The sequence below is a fragment of the Photobacterium sp. 270122K genome, from assembly GCF_059941365.1.
This window is the reverse complement of record NZ_JBPOEN010000005.1, coordinates 76,958-103,210: the sequence shown is the minus strand read 5'-3', so window position 1 is coordinate 103,210 and position 26,253 is coordinate 76,958. Positions and strand designations below refer to the sequence as shown.

At 47.0% G+C, this 26,253-nt stretch carries 22 protein-coding genes; 11 read left to right on the top strand and 11 right to left on the bottom strand.

Annotation, left to right across the window (positions count from 1 at the left end):
- Positions 1–2 precede the first annotated feature (2 nt).
- Entirely contained in the window at positions 3–2,339 is a 2,337-nt protein-coding gene (locus tag ACSF8W_RS10975) for a putative bifunctional diguanylate cyclase/phosphodiesterase (protein ID WP_500847376.1), read from the top strand.
- A gap of 160 nt (positions 2,340–2,499) precedes the next feature.
- Here ACSF8W_RS10975 and pdxY read toward each other — a convergent pair whose 3' ends face one another.
- The gene (gene pdxY / locus ACSF8W_RS10970; protein ID WP_500847375.1) at positions 2,500–3,354 is read right to left on the bottom strand and encodes a pyridoxal kinase PdxY; all 855 of its coding nucleotides are present in this window, start codon (positions 3,352–3,354) and stop codon (positions 2,500–2,502) included.
- Between the two features lie 291 nt (positions 3,355–3,645).
- On the opposite strand from pdxY, the gene ACSF8W_RS10965 reads away from it, so the two are divergent.
- From ACSF8W_RS10965 to ACSF8W_RS10955, 3 genes are all read left to right on the top strand, one after another.
- Positions 3,646–4,236, top strand: a complete 591-nt coding sequence (locus tag ACSF8W_RS10965; RefSeq protein ID WP_500847374.1) for a GNAT family N-acetyltransferase — start codon at positions 3,646–3,648, stop codon at positions 4,234–4,236.
- A gap of 160 nt (positions 4,237–4,396) precedes the next feature.
- On the top strand, positions 4,397–5,905 hold the full coding sequence (locus ACSF8W_RS10960) for a peptide MFS transporter (protein ID WP_500847373.1): 1,509 nt from the start codon (positions 4,397–4,399) through the stop codon (positions 5,903–5,905).
- Positions 5,906–6,011: 106 nt separating this feature from the next.
- Complete coding sequence (locus ACSF8W_RS10955; RefSeq protein WP_500847372.1) at positions 6,012–6,380, top strand: spore gernimation protein; 369 nt, start codon at positions 6,012–6,014, stop codon at positions 6,378–6,380.
- Between the two features lie 188 nt (positions 6,381–6,568).
- Here the strand turns inward: ACSF8W_RS10955 and ACSF8W_RS10950 are convergent, their stop codons facing one another.
- On the bottom strand, positions 6,569–6,961 hold the full coding sequence (locus ACSF8W_RS10950; RefSeq protein ID WP_500847371.1) for a nitrous oxide-stimulated promoter family protein: 393 nt from the start codon (positions 6,959–6,961) through the stop codon (positions 6,569–6,571).
- 232 nt (positions 6,962–7,193) lie between these two features.
- Between ACSF8W_RS10950 and ACSF8W_RS10945 the strand changes: the two genes are divergently transcribed.
- Positions 7,194–7,487 (top strand): hypothetical protein, encoded by a 294-nt coding sequence (locus ACSF8W_RS10945; RefSeq protein WP_039461086.1) that lies wholly within the window; start codon positions 7,194–7,196, stop codon positions 7,485–7,487.
- A gap of 388 nt (positions 7,488–7,875) precedes the next feature.
- Positions 7,876–8,520 carry a thiopurine S-methyltransferase gene (locus ACSF8W_RS10940; protein ID WP_500847370.1) on the top strand — a complete coding sequence of 215 codons (645 nt, stop codon included), beginning with the start codon at positions 7,876–7,878 and terminating at the stop codon, positions 8,518–8,520.
- Positions 8,521–8,640: 120 nt separating this feature from the next.
- On the opposite strand, the gene purT is transcribed toward ACSF8W_RS10940, so the two are convergent.
- The 7 genes from purT to sbcB all read right to left on the bottom strand — a co-directional run bounded on the left by purT (position 8,641) and on the right by sbcB (position 15,518).
- Positions 8,641–9,816: a formate-dependent phosphoribosylglycinamide formyltransferase gene (purT, locus tag ACSF8W_RS10935; protein WP_500847369.1), complete on the bottom strand. Its 1,176-nt coding sequence runs from the start codon at positions 9,814–9,816 to the stop codon at positions 8,641–8,643.
- A gap of 256 nt (positions 9,817–10,072) precedes the next feature.
- On the bottom strand, positions 10,073–10,963 hold the full coding sequence (locus tag ACSF8W_RS10930; protein WP_500847368.1) for a DMT family transporter: 891 nt from the start codon (positions 10,961–10,963) through the stop codon (positions 10,073–10,075).
- 126 nt (positions 10,964–11,089) lie between these two features.
- The gene (gene cdd, locus ACSF8W_RS10925) at positions 11,090–11,977 is read right to left on the bottom strand and encodes a cytidine deaminase (protein WP_500847367.1); all 888 of its coding nucleotides are present in this window, start codon (positions 11,975–11,977) and stop codon (positions 11,090–11,092) included.
- A gap of 201 nt (positions 11,978–12,178) precedes the next feature.
- Complete coding sequence (locus ACSF8W_RS10920) at positions 12,179–12,859, bottom strand: CidB/LrgB family autolysis modulator (protein ID WP_428477521.1); 681 nt, start codon at positions 12,857–12,859, stop codon at positions 12,179–12,181.
- On the bottom strand, positions 12,856–13,197 hold the full coding sequence (locus ACSF8W_RS10915) for a CidA/LrgA family protein (RefSeq protein WP_500847366.1): 342 nt from the start codon (positions 13,195–13,197) through the stop codon (positions 12,856–12,858). Before ACSF8W_RS10915 ends, ACSF8W_RS10920 begins: the two co-directional genes overlap by 4 nt.
- A gap of 131 nt (positions 13,198–13,328) precedes the next feature.
- The gene (locus tag ACSF8W_RS10910; RefSeq protein ID WP_500847365.1) at positions 13,329–13,850 is read right to left on the bottom strand and encodes a winged helix-turn-helix domain-containing protein; all 522 of its coding nucleotides are present in this window, start codon (positions 13,848–13,850) and stop codon (positions 13,329–13,331) included.
- 246 nt (positions 13,851–14,096) lie between these two features.
- Positions 14,097–15,518 (bottom strand): exodeoxyribonuclease I, encoded by a 1,422-nt coding sequence (sbcB, locus tag ACSF8W_RS10905; protein ID WP_500847364.1) that lies wholly within the window; start codon positions 15,516–15,518, stop codon positions 14,097–14,099.
- A 627-nt stretch (positions 15,519–16,145) separates the two neighbouring features.
- Here sbcB and ACSF8W_RS10900 point away from each other — a divergent pair.
- Genes ACSF8W_RS10900 through ACSF8W_RS10890 form a run of 3 tightly spaced genes read left to right on the top strand, consistent with a single transcriptional unit; the run spans position 16,146 to position 22,765 of the window.
- The gene (locus ACSF8W_RS10900) at positions 16,146–19,343 is read left to right on the top strand and encodes an ATP-binding protein (RefSeq protein ID WP_500847363.1); all 3,198 of its coding nucleotides are present in this window, start codon (positions 16,146–16,148) and stop codon (positions 19,341–19,343) included.
- 2 nt (positions 19,344–19,345) lie between these two features.
- Positions 19,346–21,112 (top strand): EAL domain-containing protein, encoded by a 1,767-nt coding sequence (locus tag ACSF8W_RS10895; RefSeq protein ID WP_500847362.1) that lies wholly within the window; start codon positions 19,346–19,348, stop codon positions 21,110–21,112.
- A 6-nt stretch (positions 21,113–21,118) separates the two neighbouring features.
- Positions 21,119–22,765: a tetratricopeptide repeat protein gene (locus ACSF8W_RS10890; RefSeq protein WP_500847361.1), complete on the top strand. Its 1,647-nt coding sequence runs from the start codon at positions 21,119–21,121 to the stop codon at positions 22,763–22,765.
- 286 nt (positions 22,766–23,051) lie between these two features.
- Here the strand turns inward: ACSF8W_RS10890 and cspE (ACSF8W_RS10885) are convergent, their stop codons facing one another.
- Both cspE (ACSF8W_RS10885) and cspE (ACSF8W_RS10880) read right to left on the bottom strand, forming a co-directional pair.
- Complete coding sequence (gene cspE, locus ACSF8W_RS10885) at positions 23,052–23,261, bottom strand: transcription antiterminator/RNA stability regulator CspE (protein WP_428477514.1); 210 nt, start codon at positions 23,259–23,261, stop codon at positions 23,052–23,054.
- A gap of 418 nt (positions 23,262–23,679) precedes the next feature.
- Entirely contained in the window at positions 23,680–23,889 is a 210-nt protein-coding gene (gene cspE, locus ACSF8W_RS10880) for a transcription antiterminator/RNA stability regulator CspE (RefSeq protein WP_047874816.1), read from the bottom strand.
- A 520-nt stretch (positions 23,890–24,409) separates the two neighbouring features.
- On the opposite strand from cspE (ACSF8W_RS10880), the gene ACSF8W_RS10875 reads away from it, so the two are divergent.
- A complete protein-coding gene (locus ACSF8W_RS10875; RefSeq protein WP_428477513.1) occupies positions 24,410–24,718 on the top strand; it encodes a DUF496 family protein in 309 nt (102 codons plus the stop codon).
- 152 nt (positions 24,719–24,870) lie between these two features.
- Positions 24,871–26,226: a MipA/OmpV family protein gene (locus ACSF8W_RS10870; protein ID WP_500847360.1), complete on the top strand. Its 1,356-nt coding sequence runs from the start codon at positions 24,871–24,873 to the stop codon at positions 26,224–26,226.
- Positions 26,227–26,253: the final 27 nt, after the last annotated feature.

The window sequence follows — 26,253 nt, the reverse complement described above, 5'->3', positions numbered from 1 at the left end:
TTATGAGTAAGAAAAGACAAAAGCTGTCGAGTAGCAGTTTAATTATATTAGCATCCGTATTACTCGCAGCCTATTTAATCCTGATCTTGGCTGTGACTAATCTGGGTCAAACTCGCTTGATGGAATCCCAGCAGCGGGAGCTTAACTTGAAAGTACAAAGTTATGCGACCATGCTCGAATACTTTTTCTATGTCACGGATGATGAAATTGCGAATCTCAGCCGCAATAAGTCCATGCAAACGTATTTCGCCAATTTAGCCTCTGGCATGTCGATGCAATATGGGCTGGGTGCCAGCTTGTTTAAACTCGATAAAGAACTGAGTGATCTCACTGCCGATACGGATGTACACGGTATTCCGGTGTATAAGCGGATTATATTGCTGGGTTTCGATGGCAAAGTGATTGCAGGCAGTGATGATGGGCAGGAGTGGGATGTCGTAAACCATGGCTATACGACAACCACTGACCGAGACTTCATGCTGCGAACGGTGCAGAAAGCCGATGGCATGCACATCGAAATGATCAAGAATGTTTATTACAGCGGTAAGCCGGTTGCGTACCTCATTGTCGATATCAATAAAGATGTCATCATTCGTCAACTTACCACGCAAGAACATGAGGGCAGTCGTAGCCGCATTGAATTAGTGGAAAACAACGAAGGTATTTTTGTTTGGGATTCATTGCAGTCGGAAGAGCAAAATAAACCGGATGCCTTGTTATCCGATAAGATTTATTTTGAAACACCGATTGCAAATACCCCGTTCGCCTTGAAAAGTTGGTTTGATCCGATCAATGAGAAAGACATTTTAACCTCAGCATGGTTTATTGCCGGTATTTCATTTTTAGCGGTGCCCGTATTCTTCGGTTTACTCTATATCTTTAAAATAAACAATTCGAATATTATTCTGCGTACTAAAGTGTATGAGAGTAATCGAAAGAAAAAAACGTTATTTCAACAGAACAAACGATTAGTCAAAGAAATAGAAAAGCGGAAAGAATCGGAACAAAAACTCGCCTATCAAGCGACACATGATGCTTTGACCGGGTTACCCAACCGTAAATACGGCTATGAGCAGTTAGAGGCCTTGCTTGATCGTGCAAAAGTCAAAGGCACGCAGTTTTTGGTGATGTTCATTGATTTGGATAATTTCAAGCAGATCAATGACAGTTTAGGGCATTTAGCCGGCGATTATATCCTTAAACAGAGCAGCCAACGTTTGCAAGCGGCAACCTATGACAAAGATATTTTGGTGCGTTTAGGTGGCGATGAGTTCTTATTGGTCATTGATGATGCTAAGGTCGATAAGGCGAAGGATCTTGCCGCAACCATTTTGGCGCTGTTTGAAAAGCCTTTCATTTGGAATAACCGTGAATTTTTCATGTCGACCAGTATTGGTATCTCGGTGTATCCCGAAGATGGGCAGAATATTCAGCAGTTGTTGGCCACGGCCGATACCGCCATGTATCGTGTGAAGCAAGATGGGCGTAACGCATACCACTTTTATCATGAAGCGATGAATACTGATTTGCAGCGTAAATTGGATCTCGATGGCCGTTTGCGACAGGCCATCGTGAAAGGTGAATTAGCCATTTACTATCAGCCTATCATTGATCTGCAAACCAATAAAATTGTGGCTGCCGAGGCGTTACTGCGCTGGAAGGATAAAAAATACGGCATGATATCACCGGAAGAGTTTATTCCTTTGGCAGAGCAAAACGGCCTGATCCATAAGCTGGGGAATTTTGTGACGCTGCGAGCATGTCAGCAAGCGGCACAGTGGCAATCCATTCAACCCTTGGTCATCGCGGTTAACTTTTCCAGTGTGCAATTTCGCTTCTGTGATCAGATTTTCCAGCAAATTCAACATGCGTTAGCCAAGTCAGGCTTACCGGCCAATATGCTTGAAATCGAAGTGACAGAAAGCCTGTTATTCGACCACAGTAAAGCCGTGATTGCCTTGTTAGAAAAGCTGCAAAGTTTAGGCACTCAGTTAACCATTGATGATTTTGGGACGGGTTACTCGGCCTTAAGCTATTTACAGAAATTCCCGTTTCATCGGTTGAAAATTGACAAATCCTTCTTGCTCGACATTCACAGTAATGCGGCAAATAGAGAACTGGTCACGGCGATCATTGCGATGGCGCAAGCATTGAAACTCACGGTTGTCGCCGAAGGGATAGAAACCCATTGGCAGGGGAATCATTTGCAAAAGATGGGGTGTGATTTTGGTCAGGGTTACTATTACAGCAAGCCTGTACCGGCTGAGGAATTTGAAACCTTGTTACTGACGTTTAATACCGCGTCAGGGGAAAGCCAAGGCACACGCGTAACGTCGTAAACATCGACCACCTGAATCGTGCCTGGCGAATGGTGAATCGGCGGCGGTGAGAGAAAACAAAAAAGCGAACAACCTGCGTTGTTCGCTTTTTTTTACACCGCAGTGTCGTTTGTCATATTAACGCTGGATTGCAGTGTGGAGTGCTTGCCGTGCTGAGAGATTACAGCGCTTGCAGCGTGAACTTTTCTGTTGGTTCAACGATTTCTTGTTGTGCTGCGATGGTTTGTAGCTCCCACTCACCACGATCGCTGGTGGCTTTAAGGATGGCGTAACACGCATCGTTACAGTGTGCGAAAGCGTCCACAGCGTTACCACGTGCCAGGTACTGACCCGTGAATAGCGCAGAAATCAAATCGCCCACACCGACAGGTTGTTTATCAAACGCAAGGTGAGGACGTTGCGCCAACCAGCAGCCTTCTTTTGTTGCCAGCATCATAGAGAACATCTCATCAGAGACACTGTGCAGGTGCTTCACCAATACCATTTGAGGGCCTTTCGCCAGCGCGATTTGACACGCTTTCACCGCATCTTCCAGAGAATGAATTTCCATCTCCGCAAATTGGCTCAGCTCAAACTGGTTAGGAACAATGATGTCAGCCATTGGCATCAGCGTATTGATCAGGTGCTCTGCAATACCCGGTGCCACAATACAGCCTTTGTCGGGTGCGCCCATCACAGGATCACACACATACAATGCGTTCGGGTTCGCCGCTTTCACTTGAATAACGCTGTCTTGAATCGCCAGGCATTGTTCAGCACTGCCTTGGTAACCGCTAAGGATCGCTTCACAGTTTTCCAACTGCCCGATAGCGGCCATACCCGAGACTAAATCAGTAATGTCAGTGGCTTGAAATGCACGGCCCGTCCAGCCTTCTTTGTATTGCGTGTGGTTGGAGAACTGAACGGTATGAATAGGCCACACCTCAAACCCCATACGTTGCAAAGGGAATACGGCTGAACTGTTGCCAGCATGGCCATATACAACATGCGACTGGATAGAGAGAATACCTTTCATTATTTAAAATCCTGTTGGGGTATGTTTAGTTCGAAAGATAATAATGTGACTTGAACTTCATCACAATCAATTCTACATAAAATGTAATATTTCATAATCATAGGTCATTATTTTAGCGGCAAGACGCATAATTTGCTTATGAAGTCAGTTGAAAAAGCATGGCGGCGAGAGAAAGGGGAATGACGGAATACGGTAAGGTGCCGCAAACGAAGGCGGTCGCAGGTGCCTTTCACGCTAAACCGTGATAAAAGCACGTAACGCAGAGGTCACAAAGACAGGGAGAAAAGCATCATGGCATCACCGATTATCGAACTAGAAACCGCGCGCTTACGTTTACGCGGTTGGCAAGCCAGTGACTACCCAGATTTTGCCGCCATGACGGCAGACCCTGACGTGATGCGCTATTTTCCCCATTGCTTGTCGACAGATGAAAGTCATGCGTTGGCCGATCGCATTCAAGGGTTCTTACTTGAATGCGGATGGGGTTTTTGGGCGGTGGAACTGAAGGAGAGTGGGGCATTTATCGGTTTTGTTGGTTTGCACCGGCAAGATGCGACCATCGCCATTCCCCATACGCCGATGGTCGAAATAGGCTGGCGATTGGATAAGGCCTATTGGCATAACGGTTACGCCACCGAAGCGGCACGTGCTGCACTAGAGTTCGCTTTTGAGCACCTTCAGCAGCCTTGTGTGTATGCGTTTACCCTGTTGACGAATGCGCCCTCACGCGACGTCATGACAAGGCTGGGTATGATCAACATCGAGGAGGATTTCGATCACCCCAATCTATTGGCGTATCCTGACGCCGTGAAGCGACATTGTTTGTACCGCATCACGGAAGACGAGTGGCGTGTTAATCAGCAGAAAGGTCATACACGCTAATCGCTACTCATTGGGTTTCATCGTCAGTTGCAGCGAGATCACAGCAGAGTAATATTCTTCTCTTAATGGGCGACTATTATGTGATTAATTGCATCTGATCATGAAATGTTCAATGGCAAAATGCTAGCTTCTTCAGTGCATAATATTGAAGGAGTATAATATGCAAGGTGCAAATTCTAGATTTCCATTTATAGCCAACGTGCTAATTTTTCGTCAGTTCCTCTGGGGGGCTGCGTTTTACGGCACGTATGTGCTGCTAACCAAGTTTTTCTTAGATGAGTTGAACTACAGTGAGGCCGACACCATCATGATGATGGGTGCCTTTGGTGCGGTAGGCCCTGTCTTTTCAGCCGTTGGTGGATTCTTCGCTGACCGGTATTTAGGGTCGTTCCGTGCGGTCTACATTGGTTACACCGTGTATACGTTTGGCTTTTTCTTGTTAGGTTATGGCGCCAGTGATTTGAATGTGCCATTGAGTATTTTTGCCATTGCATTGATCGGTTATGCGCGAGGCCTGTCAGCGACCAGTCCAACAGTATTGTTGGGAAATTCGTATTCAGCCACCAACCGCGAAGCCTTCCAGCAAGGTTTAACCATTAACTACTCATTGAACAACCTTGGTTCGTTTTCATCCAAATACCTTTTCCCCTTCATGGTGGCTTACCTGGCGTATGAAGGGAATTTCTATGTTGCTTCTGGTTTGATGTCGATCACCTTGGTGCTGTTTGTTTTGTTCAGAAAACAGCTGATAGAAGTCGGTAATGATCTCGATAAAAAGCCCGTCAGTATGCCAGTGTGGATTGGCTTTGTACTGGGTTCTGCGGTCATGCTGGGTTTGGTGTACTGGGTGTTCTCTAACTTGGATGCGGGTAAATACTTGTTGTATGCCTTAGGCTTTGCTGCCATTGGTTATTTCATTTATGAAATTACGCAAGCTACACCGGCTTACAAGTACAAAATGTGTGGTGTGTTGATCACCATTTTCATCATGATTGTCTTCTATTTTTACTACGGTCAAATGCTGACATCGATGAACATTTACGCCATTAATTTAATGGGCGATCAACTGTTCGGTTTCATTCCTATCCGTCCTGAATCGAATGCCGCGTTTAACCCGTTATGGTGTTTTGTGTTGGGTGGCCCGGTAATTTATGCGTATGCATGGCTTGAGAAGAAAGGCTTTTCACCGTCTATTCCAACCAAATTCGCGGCAGCTTTTGTCTTTAGTGCCATAGCGTTTTCTCTGCTGGGATTGTCGACCCACTTTGTGGGCGTTGACGGTAAAATCTCAGCCAACTGGATTCTCTGGGTGCATTTCTTCCAGTCATTGGCAGAATTGATTGTGGGCGCGCTGGGGGCGGGATTCATTTTTGAAATGGTACCGCGTTATTTGTCGGCATTCTCTATCGGCTTGCGTTCTGTTGCGCTGTCGTTGAGTGGTATTTTAGCCGCGGTCATCTCAACCCGCATCGCGTTACCGAAAGGCCAAGCGCTGACGCCAGAGATCATCGAAAATGTGTATGCGAGCTATTTCTTTAACCTGGCCATATTGGCGGTTGTGATGGCGTTTGTGACCTTGGCATTGTCAAAAGTGATCACGTCATTGGTGCAAAAAGGGGAAGCGATTGAGAAAGCGGAGCAGGCGGGCACGCCATCACCGCAACACTAAATCGCAGATGCCTTTGTGTTATCTTAAACGCCAGTGTTGACTGGCGTTTTTTGTTTTTGTAGATATGGCATAATAGCGAGAATTATTAAAGTCAGAGGATAAAGGCGTGAAACAGCATGTAAAAGCATTGGCAATCGGGTTGGCTTTATTCACATTGGCTGGCTGTGGTGACAAATTGCAGATCACGGCGACCCCGGTGAAAGGGGTAGAAAGTATTCAGTACCACCAATCTCAACTTGATGTGTATTGCGAAACCGGTATTTGCCAATTTGATTTATCGGCCAATGAAGATATCGATCTGCAAATCAATATGCACTATAGCCAAGTGAAACCGTTTGAAAAAATCGAAGGCGTAAGCGTAACGGGGGAAATGGGATCATCCGTACAGATGTTAAGCGACAATGCATTCCAAGTGTCGTTAGAAGCAGAAGCGCCAGCAGCGACGCTGCAAATTGTCGATTATTACCGCAATTAATCGGGTGTTTTGACCGTGGTAATGCGTGATTGCTGCGGTGCCCTATTTCAAAGAAACGAGAACCAAAGAAGCTCGATCCAAAGAAGCTCGATCTAAACAAACTTAGCCCCAAAAAAACAAGAAAAGGGACGTTGTCTGCTCATCATGAAGCATTGCAGCGTCCTTTTTTATCTTCTTTTTTATGATGCCTATTTTTCTGTGTATTTGCGTTTGTGACGATTGGACGCCCCGGCTGCGGGTTTCACAGGGATGGCTTTCTTTCCGGCCATTACGTGTCGAATAGCAAGCACCGGATGGCGGATCAGCATTTTGGGGCCGGCATAGCGCATGATTGTTTGTGACTTGGCTTTGTAATCCGCTTTGTAACAATGAATGGGGCACTGCTTACAGGTGGGCTTGTTCTCTCCGTACGGACAGCGATCTAATCGCGTGTGGGCATAGTGGAGAAAATCCAGACAATCGTCACACAAGGCCGGTGTGTGGTGATGCTGTTTGCAGTAAATCACCACCATGGCTTTTAGGGTGCGATATTCTACATTCAGTGCGCCAAGCAATGGCGGCCATTGTTTTTCATCTGTCACTGGGTTGCCTCTTGGGCGTGGAAGCCGATTATTCGCTCAATAAGTGGCATATAAAATACACCTACAGTTGCTCAAAAAATATGACCTAAATCGTGATTTTCATGATAATTGCGTACTTACATGTTAAAAGAAGGAAAAAAACGCACCAATCTATTAAGAATCCTTGTGCTATCGCTTGATTTCAGCGGTGTTGAGCAGTAGTATCCGCTCCTCTTTTTTTATGGTGGTGTATATGAGCAGATTTGAGTGCCTAGAAAGAATCGTCGAGGAATATCGTAAGAAAGTCCGCGATGCGGAGTTTAATAAACAGAATGACAGTGAAGTCGCTAAAGTGTTGGTTCTGCTTGTTGGAAACTCTATGTTCAGCTTGGCAGATGAATTTGCAGATTGGGTAAATCGTGGTGGTGATCGTAGCTACGGTGGTAAGTTTTTTGTTTCTAAGCAGTTGATGACATTGCTTGAGCCTGTAACTTTCCGTGGTGTCACTGTTCGTCGTGACTCGATTAAGCTATTCCGAATTTCGTAATTCAATAGCCAATATCGTTTATTCAATGACTCTCATAAAGAAAAATTGAAGAACAGATTTTTAACTGATGTTTGCTGTGCAAGTCTCAGTTAACACTAAAGGATGCTTCGGCATCCTTTTTTGTATCCGCGATTCCTGCTCAATCGTCGGCTCTCTCCGCTGATGCTCGTACTTTTCCTATCTCATTCGCCTGTCTATTTTTCTTGTCATTTGTCCTTTCATTTGTCCTTTTCTATTGTTACCTGTTCCATCGGTTTTTCCCCCTTTTTCTCTTTCCTCTTCTCGTGCGTAATACCGCAAGTTGTTAGCCATTATCGATGGGCAGTTTATATGATTACCGAACTTTGATATAAAGCGTGCAGTCAGTCATAAAAAGAGAAAACAGAAAATGGATGCAGAATTTTGGCATAGCCGTTGGGCACAAAACCGCATTGGCTTTCATTTGGATGAAACCAACCCAATGCTGGTGAAGTATTGGCCGGAACTGAATACAAAACGCGAAGACGTGGTATTGGTGCCGATGTGCGGCAAGTCTGTGGACTTAACATGGTTGGCACAAAAACACGACAATGTAGTCGGTATCGAATTAAGTGATATTGCGGTACGTTCGTTCTTTGCTGAGCATTTTTATACGCCAATGGTGACGGTGTTAGGCAACGGCCAAACCCTGTACAACTTCGATGAGATCGGTATTTACTGCGGTGATTATTTCACAACACAGATTGATCCTGTGGATGTGGTGTACGATCGCGCCGCATTGATTGCAATGCCAGAGGCGTTACGTCGCCAGTATGCCGATAAGCTGCTGTCGATGGTGAAAGCGGGGGGCCGTATTCTTTTGATCACCCTTGATTACCCGCAGCACGAGATGGATGGTCCTCCGTTCAGCGTGGCACAAGCCGAAGTGGAAGCCTTGTTTAGCGATTGCCAGATCCGCCGTTTAGCCCGCGATGAAAAAGATGAAACCCATCCACGTCGTCAGCAAGGTTTGACCCGTTTCGCTGAAGAAGCTTGGTTGATTGAGGTTAACTGATAGCCGTTAGCGAACTGTGGTTAATTGATCGTGTTTAGTACACGGAAACCACATATTTAAAGGCGCCAGTCACTGATGCAGTGATTGGCGCCTTTTTCGTTTGTTTGAAGCTAAAAAAGCTTAGTAAATCACTTTGACGTCGGCAGCGGTTGCCACCGCATCTTTCACCGCATCGTCAATGCTGTCACGGCGGGTCAGTGCCACCCCTAAACGGCGTTCGCCATTGATTTCAGGTTTACCAAACAAACGCACTTGCGTGTTAGGACGCGCCAGCGCAACGCTGAGGTTATCAAAACGGATATCTTGTGATTCACCCTGCCCAAGGATAACCGCGGACGCTGACGGGCCATACTGCGTGATAGCGTGGATAGGCAAACCCAAGAATGCGCGAGTGTGCAGCGCAAACTCGGATAACTCTTGCGAGATCAGTGTCACCATGCCAGTGTCATGCGGGCGAGGGGATACTTCGCTAAACAGCACCTCATCGCCACGAATGAACAACTCAACGCCAAACAAGCCGTAGCCACCCAGTGCGTTCACCACTTTCTCTGCCATGGCTTGTGCGGCTTTCAGCGCGTTGTCTGACATTTGCTGCGGCTGCCATGACTCACGGTAGTCACCGCCTTCCTGACGGTGACCAATTGGCGCACAGAAATGCACACCGTCGATGGCACGTACGGTGAGCAAGGTAATTTCATAGTCGAACTCAACAAAGCCTTCGACAATCACGCGTCCTGCGCCTGCACGACCGCCTTCTTGGGCGTAGTGCCAAGCGCCTTCAATGTCTGCCGGTGTTTTGATCACACTCTGGCCTTTGCCAGAAGAGCTCATAATCGGCTTCACAACGCACGGTGTGCCGATGCGCTCGACAGAGGCAACAAAGTCATCGTATTGGTCTGAGAACGCGTAAGGGGACGTAGGAATGGCTAATGTTTCAGCCGCGAGGCGACGAATGCCTTCACGGTTCATGGTCAATTTCGTCGCATTGGCCGTTGGCACCACGTTCACACCTTGTGCTTCAAGTGCCACCAACGTGTCAGTTGCAATCGCTTCAATTTCAGGGACCACGTAATGCGGTTGCTCTGCGGCAATGATTTGCTTCAATGCGTCACCGTCAAGCATATCAATCACATGGCTACGGTGCGCCACATGCATGGCCGGCGCATCGGCATAGCGGTCAACAGCAATGACTTCAAGTCCTAGACGTTGGCATTCAATGGCGACTTCCTTACCAAGTTCACCAGCGCCAAGAAGTAATACGCGTGTAGCCTGAGGGCGGGTTGCTGATCCTAACATTGACATTCCTTACTGGGTTGAGGCTGACAGTGCAGCAGATCATACAGGATTTTAGTTGCCACGCAATCGTTTGCTATTTCATTGGCGAGGAAAGCAACATGAATGGCGAGAAAATCGACATTTCCCCTTATTCTGTTTATTTACCGTTGGGCTAGGGATGTGAGAGGAAGGCAGGGAAGGATTAGGTACGTAAAGAAAAAGCCGCTCAACAGCGGCTTTCATAATATAACAGGCAGTTTGGACATGACCCGAGGGCTTAGGCCTTTGCTTTGGCGTGCTTTCTGTTTTCCCATTGGGTAATGAAGGCAACAGAACCAATAATGATCGCCGCCCCCAGCCATAAACGCCCAGGTGGCGCCCAGCCAAAGACAACCCAACCCGCCAGTACGTTCAGTGGCAGTTTGGCATGGTCAAATGGCTGCACAAACGACGCATCAGCCACCGCATAGGCTTTGGCAATCGCCCATTGTGCCAACGCGGTCAGCAAGCCCGCCGCGGCTAACAAGCCCCACGTGAACGGGGTCGCCGGCATTGTGAAGTCAGGTAATGCCAAGAAAATATTGAACGGCGTGATTAAAATAAGCAGGTACACCACCATGGTGGTCGGCGAATCATACGCTGACATCTTCTTCACCATCAACGAATAGCCTGCCCAGAAGAATGCCGCCCCTACAGGGAGTAATGTGGCCCAGTTAAAGCCATCTGCCCACGGTTCAAGGATGATCATGGCACCAATGAAACCGGTCAGGGTTGCAATCCAACGTGCGGTGCCGACTTTCTCTTTCAGCAGCAAGCCCGAGCCAATGGTCGCGAACAGCGGTGATGTCATCAGCAGGGCAATGCCTTGCCAAATCGGTACCGGATAAGCGAGCGCCCATAGCCAAAGCTGAATCCCGATCACCGATAAAAAGACGCGGAAACAGTGCATGCCAAAATGGTTAGTTTTCAGGGCAGTACGCAGACCCAGAGATCGCAGCCAAGGAAAAATGGCGATTAACGCAATAAAGTATTGGATCAGGGCAACGGTCGTGGACGGAAGGTGCATATACATGCTGAGGTATTGCGCCAAGCTATTAACTAAGGCAAACGCAAACCCTGCCGTAAGCATCCAGCTCGCCCCTTGTAGCGGGTGATGTTGGTGTGACATGAATGGGTGATTTCGTTAAGTGATAAACGCAAAAATCATACTCCTGCCGCCAATGGGATGGAACATTTTTCTATTCAACGCGGTGGTTTGGCACAAAAAAACCGCCCTAAGGCGGTTTTTTGATGATTACACTGCCAAATAACGAAAAGGAATATCCGCGTTTAAGGCGTGCAATGCGTGTTCGGTATTGGCGCGGTGGCTGATGGTGCTACCGGCTTTTTCGACCAATGCAGCCGCTGCTACTTCAGACAAATCATAACCGGCCATGTTCATGTTGATCAGGGCCACTTGCAACGGTGGCAGGCTTGGGTTGAATGCGGCATTTTCTGCGTACATGCCTACAAACGTCTCACCTGACTGTGTACGCAGTGCGACACCGGCAAAGTTATGGGTGTAAGGCGCATGAGCGTGGTTAGCGGCTTCACACGCGGCCTGTAGCAACGCATCAGCATCATCACACGTCATACCATGATTAACGTGTGTTAACAGCGCATCAGTGATGTTTAAGTCGCCAGGGCCGAATGACTCAGGCAAGTAAGCTTGCAGTGTTTTCGCATCACGTTGTGGCAGTTGTACCACCAAATCATTCGCCGTGGTCAGTTCGTTCATGAACTGGCGGCAATGACCACATGGGCTGTAGTTAATGGTGATGTCCTGAATGCCTGTTTCGCCTTTTAGCCATGCATGGCTAATGGCAGATTGCTCGGCGTGGACACTGTGTGACAAGTCGGTCCCAACGAATTCCATGTTGGCACCAAAGTACAAAGTACCGGATAAGCCACGGGCAATCGCACCAACGTGGAAATGAGAAATAGGAGCAACAGAATAGGCGGCAGCAAGGGGAAGTAATGCAACACGTAACTCACTGTCTGACAATTGCGTCTTCGACATGAGTTCAGCGAACGCTTCAGGGCTAAGTGTGGCATCAAAGTTATCAGCTTCTAACACCGGCTTGATGGCAGCGGCAAGGTCTGCCGGAAGAGCGCCTAAAGCATCCTTTACTTTAGTGTGCATGAGTTATCACTCCGTCTTGTATATGGAGAAATATTGTAGGCGGAGTGATAATAATTGTGTGTGATCCAGATCACACTAAGTGCTTGATACTTTCACTTGTTACATGTTTGGGAGTCGAGTCACACGGTTTGTAAAAAGATTAACGATTTTAATCAATAACTTACCCATGTATTCGATTACTTGCACGTTATCGCAAATTTTTCATGAAAATAGCTTCATTATCAGTGGGAATACGAGCGGTGCCAAAATGGACGTCATTACCCCGCATATCACCAATGCCAGCGAACTGAACGCACCTTCTTGGTGATTCTCTTCGGCCGCTTTTGCGGTGCCCAGTGCGTGCGATACCGTTCCCATGGTCAAGCCTTTTGCAATCGGCGCGTGTACCCCAATCAGCTTAAACAGGGGATAACCAAATACTGCGCCAAACAAGCCCGCCAAAATTACCATGATCGCCGCAACCGATGGCACGCCGCCAATTTGTTCAGACACCGCCATCGCAATCGGTGTTGTCACCGATTTTGGCAGGATAGAGGCGGTTAACTGGGCATCTGCGCCCATCATCAGGGCAATGCCGGCACCGGTAACCATCGATAAAATACTGCCGATAAAGCACGTGGTGAGGATCACTTTCCACTTCTGACGAATTTGCCCCAGCTGTTCATACAAAGGAAAAGCCAGCGCCACAACCGCCGGTTCCAACAGGGCATTGATCCACTTATTTTGCTCAAAATAGGTTTCATACGGCACGTTAAGCCACATGAGCAAAGGGATGAGCACCAACAGGCAAATCAGCAGTGGATTCACAATCGGGTGCTTAATGAACTTGGTGAGATAACGCGCGCCGTAGAAAACAACAAGGGTAGCCAGTAACCAGATCATTGTTGTTCCTTATAATGCGTTGCAATACCGATCACCACAAAGACCACCACGCTGCTGCCGATGGTGCTGAGTAAAATGGTTAAGCTGTTATTCTGAATCAAGTCGAGGTAATTCATTAACCCCACACCGACCGGCACAAACAACAGTGCCATGTGTCTGATCAGAAAGTGGCAACCGGGCATCGCCCAATGCGCAGGCACCAATCCCATCGAGAGGGAAAGGAACAAAAGGAGCATGCCGATAATGCTGCCGGGAATCGCGATGCCGCTGAAGTGCTGTATCCCTTTACCGATCATGAGACACACAAAAATGATTAAAAATGAGCGAAGATATGCCATGAGCCCTTCAGGAACTGTCTGAGGAAGTTTTATTTATCATACAAAATAAACGTGATCTAAGCCACAGAAAATTTATCAGGCTTAGAACGGGATCATAACGTGTTTCACGGGCAAGGGGAGGGCGCAGAGGGCTAATCTGAGGCAAAGATCATAGCAAGACCGGCTAAGGCAAGCAGGGCGACAGACACTTTATGTAAACGGCTGTGTTTTACGATGTGCTCGGTCGATGATAAGGGGTCAGGTTCAGGCGAAGGATCGTCTGGCGGCGTTGTTGGGGGCGTGCTTTCTTCATGGATCCGACGGCAGGCTTTTTCTGGTAACGGCACGCGAAAGCCATAATGGGGTACCGCTTCAATGGGAATACCCATCGCGCCGTGGTATTCCAATTTACGGGTGAGGGATTTGAAGATGGTGTTTAAATCATAGTGATTAGTGTGACCGTCTTCGTAGGGGTCAAGTTGCACGAAGGTTTTGTCGTAGAGTGATTCCGCACTGATCACTTCCCCCGCGCAGTAGCACAGCACTTCTAACAAACGTGATTCATGCACCGTCAGTGCCGTGTCGTCACGATCTTTCCACACCAGTAAGCGGAGATCAGGCTCAAAATCGACCGTCGTGAAACGGTAACAGCGGGTCAGTGTTTGCGTTGTCATAGATACCACTTGAATGACGACTACTTTTTGTTACGACGACTTTCCTTGGACCATTGAATGTCTGTGCTCCGTACAGCGTAAAGTGTGATCGTTCAAACAGGGTTCTGCAATGTCATTGTTAGGATATTGTCTTATAAAAAATCCCCTCAGCATGTAATGCGTGAGGGGATGTATAAATATGCCGAGTTTTCTATTGTTTACCCGCAGTGCGTTGCTCGCAGAGGTAACACGATAAAGCCTAAAATGTTAGACCAGTGACGCTACGTAGTCATACACCGCTTTCAGGATTTTCATGTTCTTCTCGCTGCTTTGGTGCTCATGGCCCAATGCTTCGAGGTTTTGCATGTAGTTCGGCAGGTTCTCTTCAAAGAAATCCTGACAGTAGTGTTTCCACTGTTGCTGCTCTTTGTAATCCAGCGTCATCGGGAAGTTGCGCGCACGGTAGCGGAACAGCAATGGCTTGATACGCGGGTCTGCCACATTCAGCTCAAATTTTGCCAACTCCTCGGGTGAGGTTTGACGAATAATGTCCATCGTTGAGCGATCAGCCGGCGAGAAGAAGCCAGAATACAGCTGCGTGTCCACATTGTTGTTTTCGGCGTACTCGCGTTCTTGGCTGTAAATGGCCAGCAGTTTTTCACGCACTTCAGGGTGCGCTTTCAGTATTTGCAGGTGCTTTAGGCACAGTTCACGGTCAATACCGATACGCGCTGCATCTTCCGCACGCAAAGTTTTCGCCGGTGCCAATACCGGACACTTGTTCAGGTGAACCAGTTTTAGCGGCACAGGCAATTCGTCAGGCGCCAGATCAGCGCGCTTGGTGTACAGACGCTCACGCAGTTCATCGGCACTCAGTTCCAGCAATGGGGTCGGGTCCATCGCCAAGTTCACCGTGATCACCGCGTTCTTATTATCTGGGTGCCAAGCCATCGGCACAATCCAACTGGTGTTGCCGCACTCCACGCCAAACATGCCAGAAACATGCATGAGCGGAGTTAGCTCGACAATATCAATCAGCTCTTGCAGCTTGCGCTTATGGCGTAGCTCAAAGAAATAATTGAACAGTTTCGGTTGATTGTTTTTCACAATCTTCGCCAGCTCTATGGTGGCGTACACATCGGCCATTGCATCGTGCGCATTGGCGTGTTCAATGCCGTTGGCCACAGAAAGCAGTTCTAGCTTGAAGCTTGGCAGGCCATCGTCATTGTTTGGCCAGTTAATGCCTTCCGGACGCAGGGCATAACAGGTACGCATAATGTCCAGTAAATCCCAGCGTGAGTTGTTGTTCTGCCATGCCCACGCATACGGGTCGAAGAAGTTACGGTACAGGGTGTAACGCGTGACTTCATCATCGAAACGTACGTTGTTGTAGCCAATCACACACGTGTTCGGTTTCGACAATTCTTCGTGAATACGGGCAATAAATTCAGGCTCAGACAAGCCTTCCTGATGGGCTTTTTGCGGCGTGATACCTGTGATCAAACACGCTTCAGGCGCAGGGAGGTAATCCATCGGCGGCTTACAGTAAATCACCAGCGGTTCGCCGATGATGTTCATGTCCATATCCGTACGCACCCCCGCGAACTGGCAAGGACGATCAAGAGAAGGCGTAGCACCGAAGGTTTCGTAATCTAGCCAAAACAGCGTTGGTTCATTTGTGTTTTTCATCGTCGTTTCCTGAAGCCACGGAAGCTAAAATAAGTGATTGTTTTATAATTAATTTTGTCATTGTTGCTGTCAATCTAAGCGTAACATCTCAGGACACATACAGTAAGTATCCCGCAACTAGGCGGAAAGAGGCAAGGCAGAAAGGGAAATTCATGGCTAAGGATAAGGATTTTCCGTAAGTGATTGAGGCAACGACAGAGATGCGTTGACAAATTAATTGGCGTTATGGTGTTTGGCAAATACGTTCATTGCCAAGTGACACTGTAACACCTGGCGAATTTTTCCATCCAAAACTAGGCGATTTTTCGCTGAAACATTCACCTTACAGTGCAATAAAATGACCAATTATTCACGACAATTGAATAGGGGGAAGTACGTGCTATAAGCGTCATAAAAGGGAGAAACCGTAGATAATCCATGATCAATCTCACATGCAAATGGGTACACAAGCAATTGGATGTAGTGCGTAGAATGGAGATGCTGTAAGATTATTCCTACACTTGCCGTAAGTGACTGATTTTAAATGCTTACTTTTAGGGTGCAAATGTGTGCATTCTCTTGGAATTTTAGAGTATTAGCTTTACACTACGACCTTGTTTTGCGATCAATGTCACGGTCTATATTATATTGAAACGCGTACTCTCTTTTCTGTTTCTCCTTGTTGCTTTTCCTGCATATTCAGCGGATTACCTGACTGAGGACGAACAAGCATATCTCGACAAAAAATCCCTGTTCAAATTTGGTGTGTTGAAAGAAGCCTGGTTGCCCTATTGGGGGGGCGATGTGCCGCCATTTTCTGGCATCAATCACGATTACGCTGTCGGGATCAGTAATGAACTCGGTTTTAAGTTCACTTATACCTTCTATAACACCTTGAATGATCTTCACAGTGCCATTGCAGAGGGTGAGGTTGATGCGATTGTCGGACTCGGTAAAACCGATCTACGTGAAAAACAATTTCTACTCAGTGATGTGATTTATGAAAGTCAGCGCATCATTTGGCTGCGTGACAAACAGCTGGTGGACAAACCCCGAAACTCGCTGCGTTGGGTCTGTGTAAAAAACTCATCGTATTGTGATGCTATTGCCAGCCGCGGCTATTCGTCGCTGTCGTTGGTGAATACCCCTGAAGCCGCGCAAGAGATGATTCAGCAAGACTTGGCGGATGCCACCATTTTGAATTACACCTCGCTGTTGTCGTCGCTGGGGAAAAATATATCGGCTCCCGGCAAAGTGGTGTTTGACCGCGATATCGGCGCGCAGGACTACCGTATCATCGTGGCGAAGCACAAGCCGATGCTACTGAGTATCTTTAACAAGGTGATTGCGGCGGAAAAAGCGGGAGAAACGAAACTGCCGATTAACTCGCACAATATTTATTCCTTGGCAGAACAGGCGAATTTCAATTTCGTGATGGGCGGGCGAGGTGGCGACAATGTGGTGCGTTATACGGTTGAAGAAGATGTGTTCCCGCTGTCTTATCGCGATGAAGTTGACGGCTCCCTGAAGGGCTACGTGCACGATCTGATGAATATTTTGGATTCTCGCACAATTCTGGAATTGGAATACGTGCCGACGTACGGGCAAGACCCGATGCAGATGCTGCGTGAAGGTAAGGTGGATATTTTGCCTTACCAGCACATGTTGGAAGTGGGTAAGCAAGATTTCTTGATCACGGAAAAATACTCGACGTTAGAATTCTTGCACTTACGCATGAAGAATACGAGTGAAAAGAAACGCTTGGGTATTTTAGACCGTATGGGGGATTTTTATAACTTCGTGCGTACCGATGGCCGATTTGATTCCATTCAGGTGTACACGCGTTTTGATAACTTACTGACGGATCTCAAGCACGGCCAAATTACCGATATGTTGATAAACAAAGATTTGGTTAACCAAACCTTGATGCTGCATTTTGATACCGACTATGAAGTGATTGAGCCGAGCAAAGAGTCTCGCCTGAAGATGGATATCGGCATGGTGATGCGTGAAGAAAACGTCATCATGCATGATCTGATCAACAAAGTGATTTCCACATTAGGGCCGGAGGAGTTAGATCGCATTCGTGCGTTGCACAGCCGTATCACGGTGAACTACGGTTTTGATAAGAACGAAATCATCACCATGAGCAGTATTACGTTCTTGGTGTTTTTATTGATTTTGATGCCGCTGGTGGTGTCTTACCGCAAAGTAAAAAAAGCCAAACGAGAAGCGTTACAAGCTATCGCTTTACGTAATCAGTTCTTGGCGGTGGTGAGCCATGAGTTACGTAACCCGTTGGCGGCAATGCTAGGGTTGATGGAAATTCTGTCGAAGAAAATCACCAACGATGATAGCCAATTATTACTTCAGAATGCGATTAACTCGGCCGATAGCTTAAAGCATCACGTCAACAATATCCTCGATTTTTCCAAAATCGAAGCCAATCAGTTGCGACTCGATGTACGCCGTTGCAGTTTGATTGATGAATTGTCGCCGATGCTGCGCAGCTTTGAGGCGAACACGGAGGTGAAAGCCTTAACGTTTGATGTGAACTGGACGCCCACACCGTATATCTATGCGCAAGTAGATGCCATGCGTTTGAATCAGGTGGTGATGAATTTGTTGTCGAATGCGGTGAAGTTTACCGAGCAAGGCAAAATTAGCGTGAATATCACGACGACGAAAACGGATTTGTCCATCGAGATCAGCGATACCGGTTGCGGGATGACGGAAGCGCAACTGTCGCGTATCTACTCGCCGTTTGTGCAGGCAGATGCCAGTATTGCCCGCCGCTACGGCGGGACCGGTCTGGGTATGTCGATTGTGCAGAGCTTACTTCGCTTAATGAAAGGATGCATTGAGATAAGCAGTGAATTGGGTAAAGGCACCACCGTGAGTGTTTCATTACCCATTAAAGCAGAAGCGGTGGTGACTGATCATGCTGGCACTACGTTTTACACCAACCATGATCAGATTGCCGGATGGTTACTGCGCTGGGGCGTCAAGTTGGCCTCACAGTCAGATGCGGATCATTGGTTAACGCAAGATGAGTATGGCACGAATATCTTCCCTGATTTATTACTCGGTCAGGTGCTGCGTTTGATTGATCATGGCACAGAGCCAGTATCGCCTGTCAATAGCCAGCGGTTAACAGGCCATGTGCTGGTGGCTGACGATGATCCGATTAACCGTTTATTGATTAAACGTCAGCTTACGGAGTTGGGCGTGACGGCTACCTTGGTGGACGATGGTCAGCAAGCCCTTGAGGAATTGGAAGCGCATGGCGATGAATACGCGTTGCTGATTACCGATTGCCACATGCCTAACATGGATGGCTATGAGTTAACGAAACATGCGAAGCGCACCTGTTGGAAAGGCAAGGTGGTGATTGGTTGCACGGCGGAAGATTCGCGTATTGCTGTCACCAAAGCGGAATTGGCGGGCATGGATACGGTGATATTTAAGCCCTATACCTTAATGGCGTTGTATCAAGTGCTCAAACCGCATTTGCAAGCGACAGAGCCTTCGCCGATCACGCAAACCAGTTGGATTGATGATTATCTGGAAAGTGAGCGTGAAGAGGTCGCCACGGTGGTTGTGAGTGCGATGTCTGCGGACATTGCGCAACTGGCTCAGGCACAAGATGAATACAAAGCCATCGCACACCGTATTAAAGGGTCTGCTGGCGTACTGGGATTAAGAGATTTGAGCATGTATGCCAGTCAGTTAGAGCTGTCAGAAAATGACGCTGAGATCGCGCATCACAAGCACAAGTTAGTGAATGAAATGTCAAAAGTGATCGCGCAAGCAGAGCACTGGCTGCAAGTGAATAAACCGGAATAATAATGAAAATTCTCCTTATTGAAGACGATACCATCCAGATGGTGAGCCTGAAGCTAAAGATTAAACGCTTGGGCTTTGACGATATTCTTGTCGCCACGAACGGTATTGAAGCGCTCGACATCATTAAAAACAACACTATCGATTTGGTGTTCTGTGACTTGCGCATGCCTGAAATGGACGGTGTCACCTTCCTTGCCCAGCTGGCTGAATGTAACTGTGCGATGAGCGTGGTGATTTTGAGTGCGGCGGATGAGTCGGTCTTGCAGCTGATTTATAACATGTGCAGCTTGTCTAACTTCAAATTTGTTGAGGTGATTAAAAAGCCGTACAAACAAGACGATCTTGATAACGTCTTTGAAAAGCTGGCATTGGTGGATGAGCACAGTGTTGATCAAAGCCAGCAAGAAGAATTGACGGCAGACGAGCTGGCGGCGGGGTTTGAATACGGTTTATTCACGAACCATTACCAGCCACAGTTCCACTTTCAAACCGGTGAAATGGTCGGGGTGGAAGCCCTTGTGCGCTTTGAGCATCCGTTACATGGCGTGATTGGCCCGCACCGTTTTCTGAACGTGATTGAACGGTTGGGTTACAGCCAGAATTTATTCAATGTGGTGTTGAAAAATGCCGTGGCAGCGATAAGCAGTATGGATACAGAACTGCAACTGTCGGTGAATATTGAAAAAAGCAATTTAGAATCAACAATTTGTGAAGATGTTTTCGCGATTTGTGAGCAGTATGATTTTCCATTGCACAAATTGACGTTAGAGTTAACCGAACACGATGTGTATAACGGCTCTATTACCTCGTTAGCGAATTTGGCACGCTTGCGTATGAATGGTGTTGGGCTGTCGATTGATGACTTTGGCACGGGCTATTCGTCGTTAGAGCAATTGGCGCAATTGCCATACACCGAGCTGAAAATAGATAAATCGTTTATCAACGGATTGTCGACGAACTACAAAAACCAGCAAATCACGCATTCGTGTTTGATCTTGGCGAACTCTCTAGGCTTAACCTGCGTGGTGGAAGGCGTCGAAGATGAAGAAACGTGGGAATACCTGCGTCACCATGGTGGGGATATTTGTCAGGGCTTTTATACCGGCTCGCCCATGACGGCTGATGCGCTGCTGGAGTTGTATTACAAGAATACCAACAAGAAAGTGGAAGCCGCCAATCTGTTTGATGGTTTGCATTGCTTGATCTTGGATAACCAGAATGTCAGCGGTAAAGCGCTGAAAAAACTGTTGCTGAAAAATTACCATGTGTTCAGTGCCAAGTGCGAGATGGTCACACGCAAGAGCATTGAGGTAGTGAACGGCCATTTAATTAACGCCATTATCATCAACCAGCATGATGTGTCCGCAGAAACGGTTGCACTTTGCCTTGAAGCGCGCACTTTAGGCTTTAAGGGCGAGTTCATCTTCCTGGCGGATTATAATGCGCAATGCCCTGAGTTTATTTCTGCGCAATTAACGGAATACCGTTGGCTCGTAAAAGAAAAAACCCTAAACGAAACGGCGAGCAAAATTGTGAATGCGATTTTGCACGGTGAAAATCGTTACGCCATCGACAGTACCGTGCAAGAAAAACTCTCGAAACGTGAACGGTTCGTGGCGGATTGCCTGATCAAAGGGCTGTCTAACAAACAGATCGCCAATGAACTCGATATCAGTCAAAAAACAGTCAGTACGTATAAAACCCGCGTACTGACCAAATGCGGTGTTAAGTCGATCATTGAACTGCTGAAGTTCAATAAGATTGAGTGATAGAACATGAATAAAATGGATCTGAAAGAATTGAAGGTGCTGATAGCCGATGATGCACCGATTGTTTTAGCCAGTTTACGCGGTATGTTGATCAAGCTAGGCTTTTTAGACCACAATATTTTTCATACCAAAACGGCCCGTGCCTGCATCTTTATGGCGTCACGTGATAAGTACGACATTATCATTTGTGATTACAATTTCGGCAGAGGGCTGAACGGTAAACAGGTTTTTGAAGAATTTAAGCATTATAAGCTGATCAATGATGATGCGGTGTTTGTCATGATCACCGCAGAAAGCTCGTCAATCATTGTGCGATCGATTCTTGAGCTAATGCCGGATGAATACATTTTAAAGCCGATCAACATTAATCAGCTCAAGCAGCGCTTGACCTTGTCGTTGCACCGGAAAAAATCGCTGTTGGCGTTGTATTCGGCGGAAACGAACAAGCAGTACCATGATGGCCTGAAAGCGTGTGATGAATTGTCACCGTTTTTCCCTGAGTATTATTTCACGATTCAGAAGTTCAAAGGGACCTTCTTGCGGCGTTTAAAGCTGTATGAAGAAGCCAAAGCGGTGTACGAACAAACGCTGGAAGAAAAGCCGGTTGACTGGGCGAAGATTGGCCTGGCGAACGTGTTTATGCATGAAGGAAAGCGGGTCGAAGCCTCTGAAGTGCTTAATGAACTGCTGGCTACCTCGCCCAATAACATTGGTGCGCGGGTTGAAGCGGCGAATTTGAGCATCATGAACAAGAACATTCCTGAGGCAATCGCGCACCTGAAAGCGGCGAATAAGCTGGTGCCGGAGCATTCTGAGCGTGAGTTGGTTATCTCTAACCTTTGCATCTCAGTGGGGGATTACGCGAGCGCATTAGAGCGTTACCGTGTGTATATGGAGATTAACCGCGAGACATACCGTAATTCTATCTTTGCCCGTTTTAACTTGACGCGTTTAGTTTTGTTCACGGCGCGCAGCAGTGAAGGCGCAGCGCGTGAGAAGCTGTTAGCCGAAGCGCGGATGATGCTTAAAGCGTTGTTTGAGGAAGATAAGAAAGAGCAATACCGCAGTCAGTTGGATCTGCTGGTGGCGCATTTGTCGATGGAAGAGAAGAAGTTCGTTGAAGCCATTGATATCTTAAACCCGCTTTATAAAACGAAGCCGTTTAAGCATTTCTATGACCGTTACCACTTCTGTTGGTTGCTGAACGTGATGTCTTATGACTCGGAGTTCTCAAAAAGTATCCGTTGGTGTAATGAGTCGCTGGTGGCGAATGAAACCGAGATCATCATGTCGAGTAAAATCGAGATGGCGAAAGCCTTGCAGCAGGTCAATACCGACAAGCAGAAGTGGCTGGAAAACATGTATCGGACAATCCACAGCAAGAAAGACAATATTCCGGACATGCTCAATGTTTACATTCTGATCATTCGTCGCTGCCCAACATTGCGTGCTGTGGCATTGAAAATTGTGATGATTATGTCGCGCTGCTTGCCGCGCACGATGAAGATTGAGGATATCGCTAAACTGCTCGAGCATTGCGACAAGATGATCCGTCAGCTGACGACAGAACAAGAGCGGGAAGATATGCGCTATGATCTGTTCTATCAGAAAGCATCAGAGCGGATAGAGGCACGCGAATACGGCGTTGTTTAGCCCGTACTGAGCGCGTCGTTCAGTGCTATGCATTGTCCGCGATTGCTGTTAAGAGCCGTAAGTGGTCACCGCTTGCGGCTTTTTTATGGGTCAAACAGGGGGGGATGATAGGACAAGCAGGGATAGCGACATAGTCCGTTGTGTGTAATGTTTCGTGCTGTACTGTGTGGCTGGTGTAACGATGAGGCGATGCGGGGATAGGAGAGGTCGCAGAGGGTAAATAGCAGGCATAAAAAAGAGCGCTACAAGAGCGCTCTTTTGGAAACTTTACGTAAGGGGCTTAAAATTAAGCGCGCTCAACGTTAGCAGCTTGAGGACCTTTCTGACCTTGTTCGATGTCGAAAGATACTTTTTGGCCTTCAGCTAGAGATTTGAAACCTTCACCAGAGATAGCACGGAAGTGAACGAATACGTCAGCGCCGCCGTTGTCTTGAGTGATGAAGCCGAAGCCTTTCTCGTCGTTGAACCACTTAACGATACCAGTTGCTTTAGACATGTTATGTCTCCTGAATTAAATAAATTGTTTCGCGCTTAGAGAGCGCACTTAAGCCATCATAATGTATTACTTATGGACAAAAGAATGTTGAGATCTTCAGGTCGGTCGCTGGTTGAAGCGGTGGAACGAAGTTTTCTATTTCAATTTGTGGCATAAATAGGTCTGCATTACAGGCCGAGTAGTATTAGGCCACACGAAAAGGGCAGAGGCAAGTAAATACTAGTGAGTTTAAGCGTTTAACTAGCAAAGTGTGACCAAGATAGCAGGCATTTACAGATATATACGTGAATATACAGATTGTTAGCGGTGTGGGAAAAATGCAGGAAAAGAGGTCGGAGCTGGGTGGAGATTGCGAGAAAGTAGCAGAAAGTAAAAAAGGGCTGTAGCAGCCCTTTTTGCTCAACCTAAATGCGTGGATTTAGATTTTTTCTACGTTCGCTGCTTGAAGACCCTTAGGGCCTTGCTCAGTTTCGTAGCTGACTTTTTGGCCTTCAGCCAGTGTTTTGAAGCCGTCACCCGTGATAGCACGGAAATGAACGAATACGTCAGCACCGCCGTTGTCCTGTGTGATAAAACCAAAACCTTTTTCTTCGTTAAACCACTTAACGGTACCTGTTGCTTTAGACATGTTGTCTCCTGAATTACTTACATCTGTACATATGCCAATACTATTTAACAGCATCATTGGTAACAATTGAATCCCTCTAGTTCCAGTGTAACTTGCAAAAAGTATGGCCAGATGAAGCGATTCTTGCTCAGTGTTGCGTATTGCCAAACATTATTGGTCTTCCACAAGATTAGGCAGGATGATGCCATTTGCAAATACTTTTGTTAGAAAAATGTGGAGGCATTCACAGCAAACCGTTCGATAGGTGCACAGCGCGCAGAAAGTTTATTGAGCGAACGCTGTTTATATCCTTGATATCCCATGGAATGCGTATAAATGGCATCATCACGAAGCAAATCGCAGGGGCAGGCTAGAGAGGTATAACGCTGCTTTTTCGCTCACGATTAGTGTGCGGGTTTCTGCACTACATCAAAGTAATGAATGATCTTTTTTGATTGGTTAAAATGTGACTTGAGTAGCAACAAAGGTTTCTGTTATAACGGGATGAGTTAGGTTTTTTAGATTCATAAAAGGAAAAAGAATGAATAATATCCTAGAGCTAGTTCGTCAAACACGTCGTAAGAACAAGCTAAAGCGCGAGATCCTGGATAACGATCGTAAAATTCGCGATAACCGTAAGCGTGTTGAATTGCTTGAAAACCTACTTGATTACATCAAGGCAGACATGACACACGATCAAATTCTTGAAATCGTTGAAAACATGAAAGGCGATTACGAAGATCGTGTTGATGATCACATCATCATCAGTGCTGAGCTATCAAAAGAGCGTCGCGAAGTGAGCAAGAGCGTTAAAGATCTGAAGAAAGCAGAAATCGCTTCTCACCATTAATGTCGCAACTGTTTACAAAAGCCCGATATTTATCGGGCTTTTTTTGTGCGTGTAAAACGTACATACGGCTGTAAATAGATTAAAATAATCAGTAAATATAAAGAGATACGCACGTTTATTGATAGTGTGTCGCCAAGCCGTAGGGAGTAGGTTTGTTTAAGCATCTAGGTTGGTTTGTGGGGTGTGCCCCCTTGTTGGTCAATGCCCCTGTGTGGGCATCAGACGCTGACGAGCGCGCGGTGACGCAGGCGGTATCGCCTTATACATTACGTGCAGAGCGAGACAGTGAAGCGTTATGGGGCATTGCGGGTGTCATTCGGGGGGCAACAATTCCCTATGCGACAAAATCGGTGGTGGAAGACAGCACCGTGTCTACGTTTGTGCCGATGATGTTCTATAGAGGTGACCGTTTCTTTTTGAACGGTACGGAAGGGGGGATGTGTCTTTTTCGCAAAGACAACTGGGAGTTAAATGCGTTATTGCGGATGCATTTCATTGATATTCCCTCTTCGTTTCAAAACCAAATTGGCGGGGATACCGCGGACTTAGGGCTTCAAGTCAAATATTCGTGGGATGATTATTACGCGCAGTTTGACGTACTGAATGACCCCGATGGGCGTTTCAGTGGACAGGCTACGCTCGGCGCGGATTTGATGTTTGATAACTGGCGCTTACTGCCAGAGGTCAGTGCCATAGTAAAAAGCGAACGCTATAACAGCTATTACTACGGGCTTAACCTTGAACCCATTGATGCAGGAATCGACATTAAAGCCGGCATGGGAGCCAGTTATCACGTCACGTCTCAGTTACACGTAGTCGGCGGCGCGTTTGTGCGGCATTTTGGCCAAAGTGTCAGAGATGCACAGATGGTCAGTGAAGACTGGCAAGGCGAGCTCTATCTGGGCGTTGGCTTCTTTAATGATCGCAGTCGGCCAAGAAAACCGGAAATCAGTACGCAACCGTATTTCCGTCTCGCGCATGGTTGGGGAACGCCGTCTAACATCGGTGATATCTTTGCCGGTAACCGAGTCAAAGATCCGTACAATAATCAGCTGACGTCTTTCTTCTATGGCCATCCGTTAACGGACGAATTGTTTGGAGTGCCGTTGGATATTTACCTGACTCCGGGTGTGGTGTGGCATTGGCATTCCGATGTGCAAAGCAGCACGCAAGAGTATGTGGTGGCGATCAAGGCCTATTATACCCTTAACTGGCCGTTTACATGGCGTGTCGGGGTCGCTGAAGGGTTATCCTATAGCAGCGATATTACCTATATCGAACAAACGGAAATGGATGAAAAAGGGTATGAGCCCAGTAAGTTGCTCAACTTCCTCGACATCTCTGTGGATGTGAATGTGGGGGATTTGATCAACGAAAAGTCACTGAATAATGTGTGGGTGGGGTATAGCCTGCATCACCGTTCTGCGATTTTCGAGAGTGCCTCTCAGTTTGGGCGGATCAAAGGCGGCAGTAATTACAACACCGTGTATGTGCAGTTCGATTTTTAATCCTTGTGTGACATAAAAACGACGCAT

Excerpts from the sequence above, each read along its gene's own strand:
- ACSF8W_RS10975 (WP_500847376.1), top strand. The coding sequence starts at position 3 with ATGAGTAAGAAAAGACAAAAGCTGTCGAGTAGCAGTTTAATTATATTA.
- pdxY (WP_500847375.1), bottom strand. The coding sequence starts at position 3,354 with ATGAAAGGTATTCTCTCTATCCAGTCGCATGTTGTATATGGCCATGCT.
- ACSF8W_RS10965 (WP_500847374.1), top strand. The coding sequence starts at position 3,646 with ATGGCATCACCGATTATCGAACTAGAAACCGCGCGCTTACGTTTACGC.
- ACSF8W_RS10960 (WP_500847373.1), top strand. The coding sequence starts at position 4,397 with ATGCAAGGTGCAAATTCTAGATTTCCATTTATAGCCAACGTGCTAATT.
- ACSF8W_RS10945 (WP_039461086.1), top strand. The coding sequence starts at position 7,194 with ATGAGCAGATTTGAGTGCCTAGAAAGAATCGTCGAGGAATATCGTAAG.
- ACSF8W_RS10940 (WP_500847370.1), top strand. The coding sequence starts at position 7,876 with ATGGATGCAGAATTTTGGCATAGCCGTTGGGCACAAAACCGCATTGGC.
- purT (WP_500847369.1), bottom strand. The coding sequence starts at position 9,816 with ATGTTAGGATCAGCAACCCGCCCTCAGGCTACACGCGTATTACTTCTT.
- ACSF8W_RS10930 (WP_500847368.1), bottom strand. The coding sequence starts at position 10,963 with ATGTCACACCAACATCACCCGCTACAAGGGGCGAGCTGGATGCTTACG.
- cdd (WP_500847367.1), bottom strand. The coding sequence starts at position 11,977 with ATGCACACTAAAGTAAAGGATGCTTTAGGCGCTCTTCCGGCAGACCTT.
- ACSF8W_RS10920 (WP_428477521.1), bottom strand. The coding sequence starts at position 12,859 with ATGATCTGGTTACTGGCTACCCTTGTTGTTTTCTACGGCGCGCGTTAT.
- ACSF8W_RS10915 (WP_500847366.1), bottom strand. The coding sequence starts at position 13,197 with ATGGCATATCTTCGCTCATTTTTAATCATTTTTGTGTGTCTCATGATC.
- ACSF8W_RS10910 (WP_500847365.1), bottom strand. The coding sequence starts at position 13,850 with ATGACAACGCAAACACTGACCCGCTGTTACCGTTTCACGACGGTCGAT.
- sbcB (WP_500847364.1), bottom strand. The coding sequence starts at position 15,518 with ATGAAAAACACAAATGAACCAACGCTGTTTTGGCTAGATTACGAAACC.
- ACSF8W_RS10895 (WP_500847362.1), top strand. The coding sequence starts at position 19,346 with ATGAAAATTCTCCTTATTGAAGACGATACCATCCAGATGGTGAGCCTG.
- ACSF8W_RS10890 (WP_500847361.1), top strand. The coding sequence starts at position 21,119 with ATGAATAAAATGGATCTGAAAGAATTGAAGGTGCTGATAGCCGATGAT.
- cspE (WP_428477514.1), bottom strand. The coding sequence starts at position 23,261 with ATGTCTAAAGCAACTGGTATCGTTAAGTGGTTCAACGACGAGAAAGGC.
- cspE (WP_047874816.1), bottom strand. The coding sequence starts at position 23,889 with ATGTCTAAAGCAACAGGTACCGTTAAGTGGTTTAACGAAGAAAAAGGT.
- ACSF8W_RS10875 (WP_428477513.1), top strand. The coding sequence starts at position 24,410 with ATGAATAATATCCTAGAGCTAGTTCGTCAAACACGTCGTAAGAACAAG.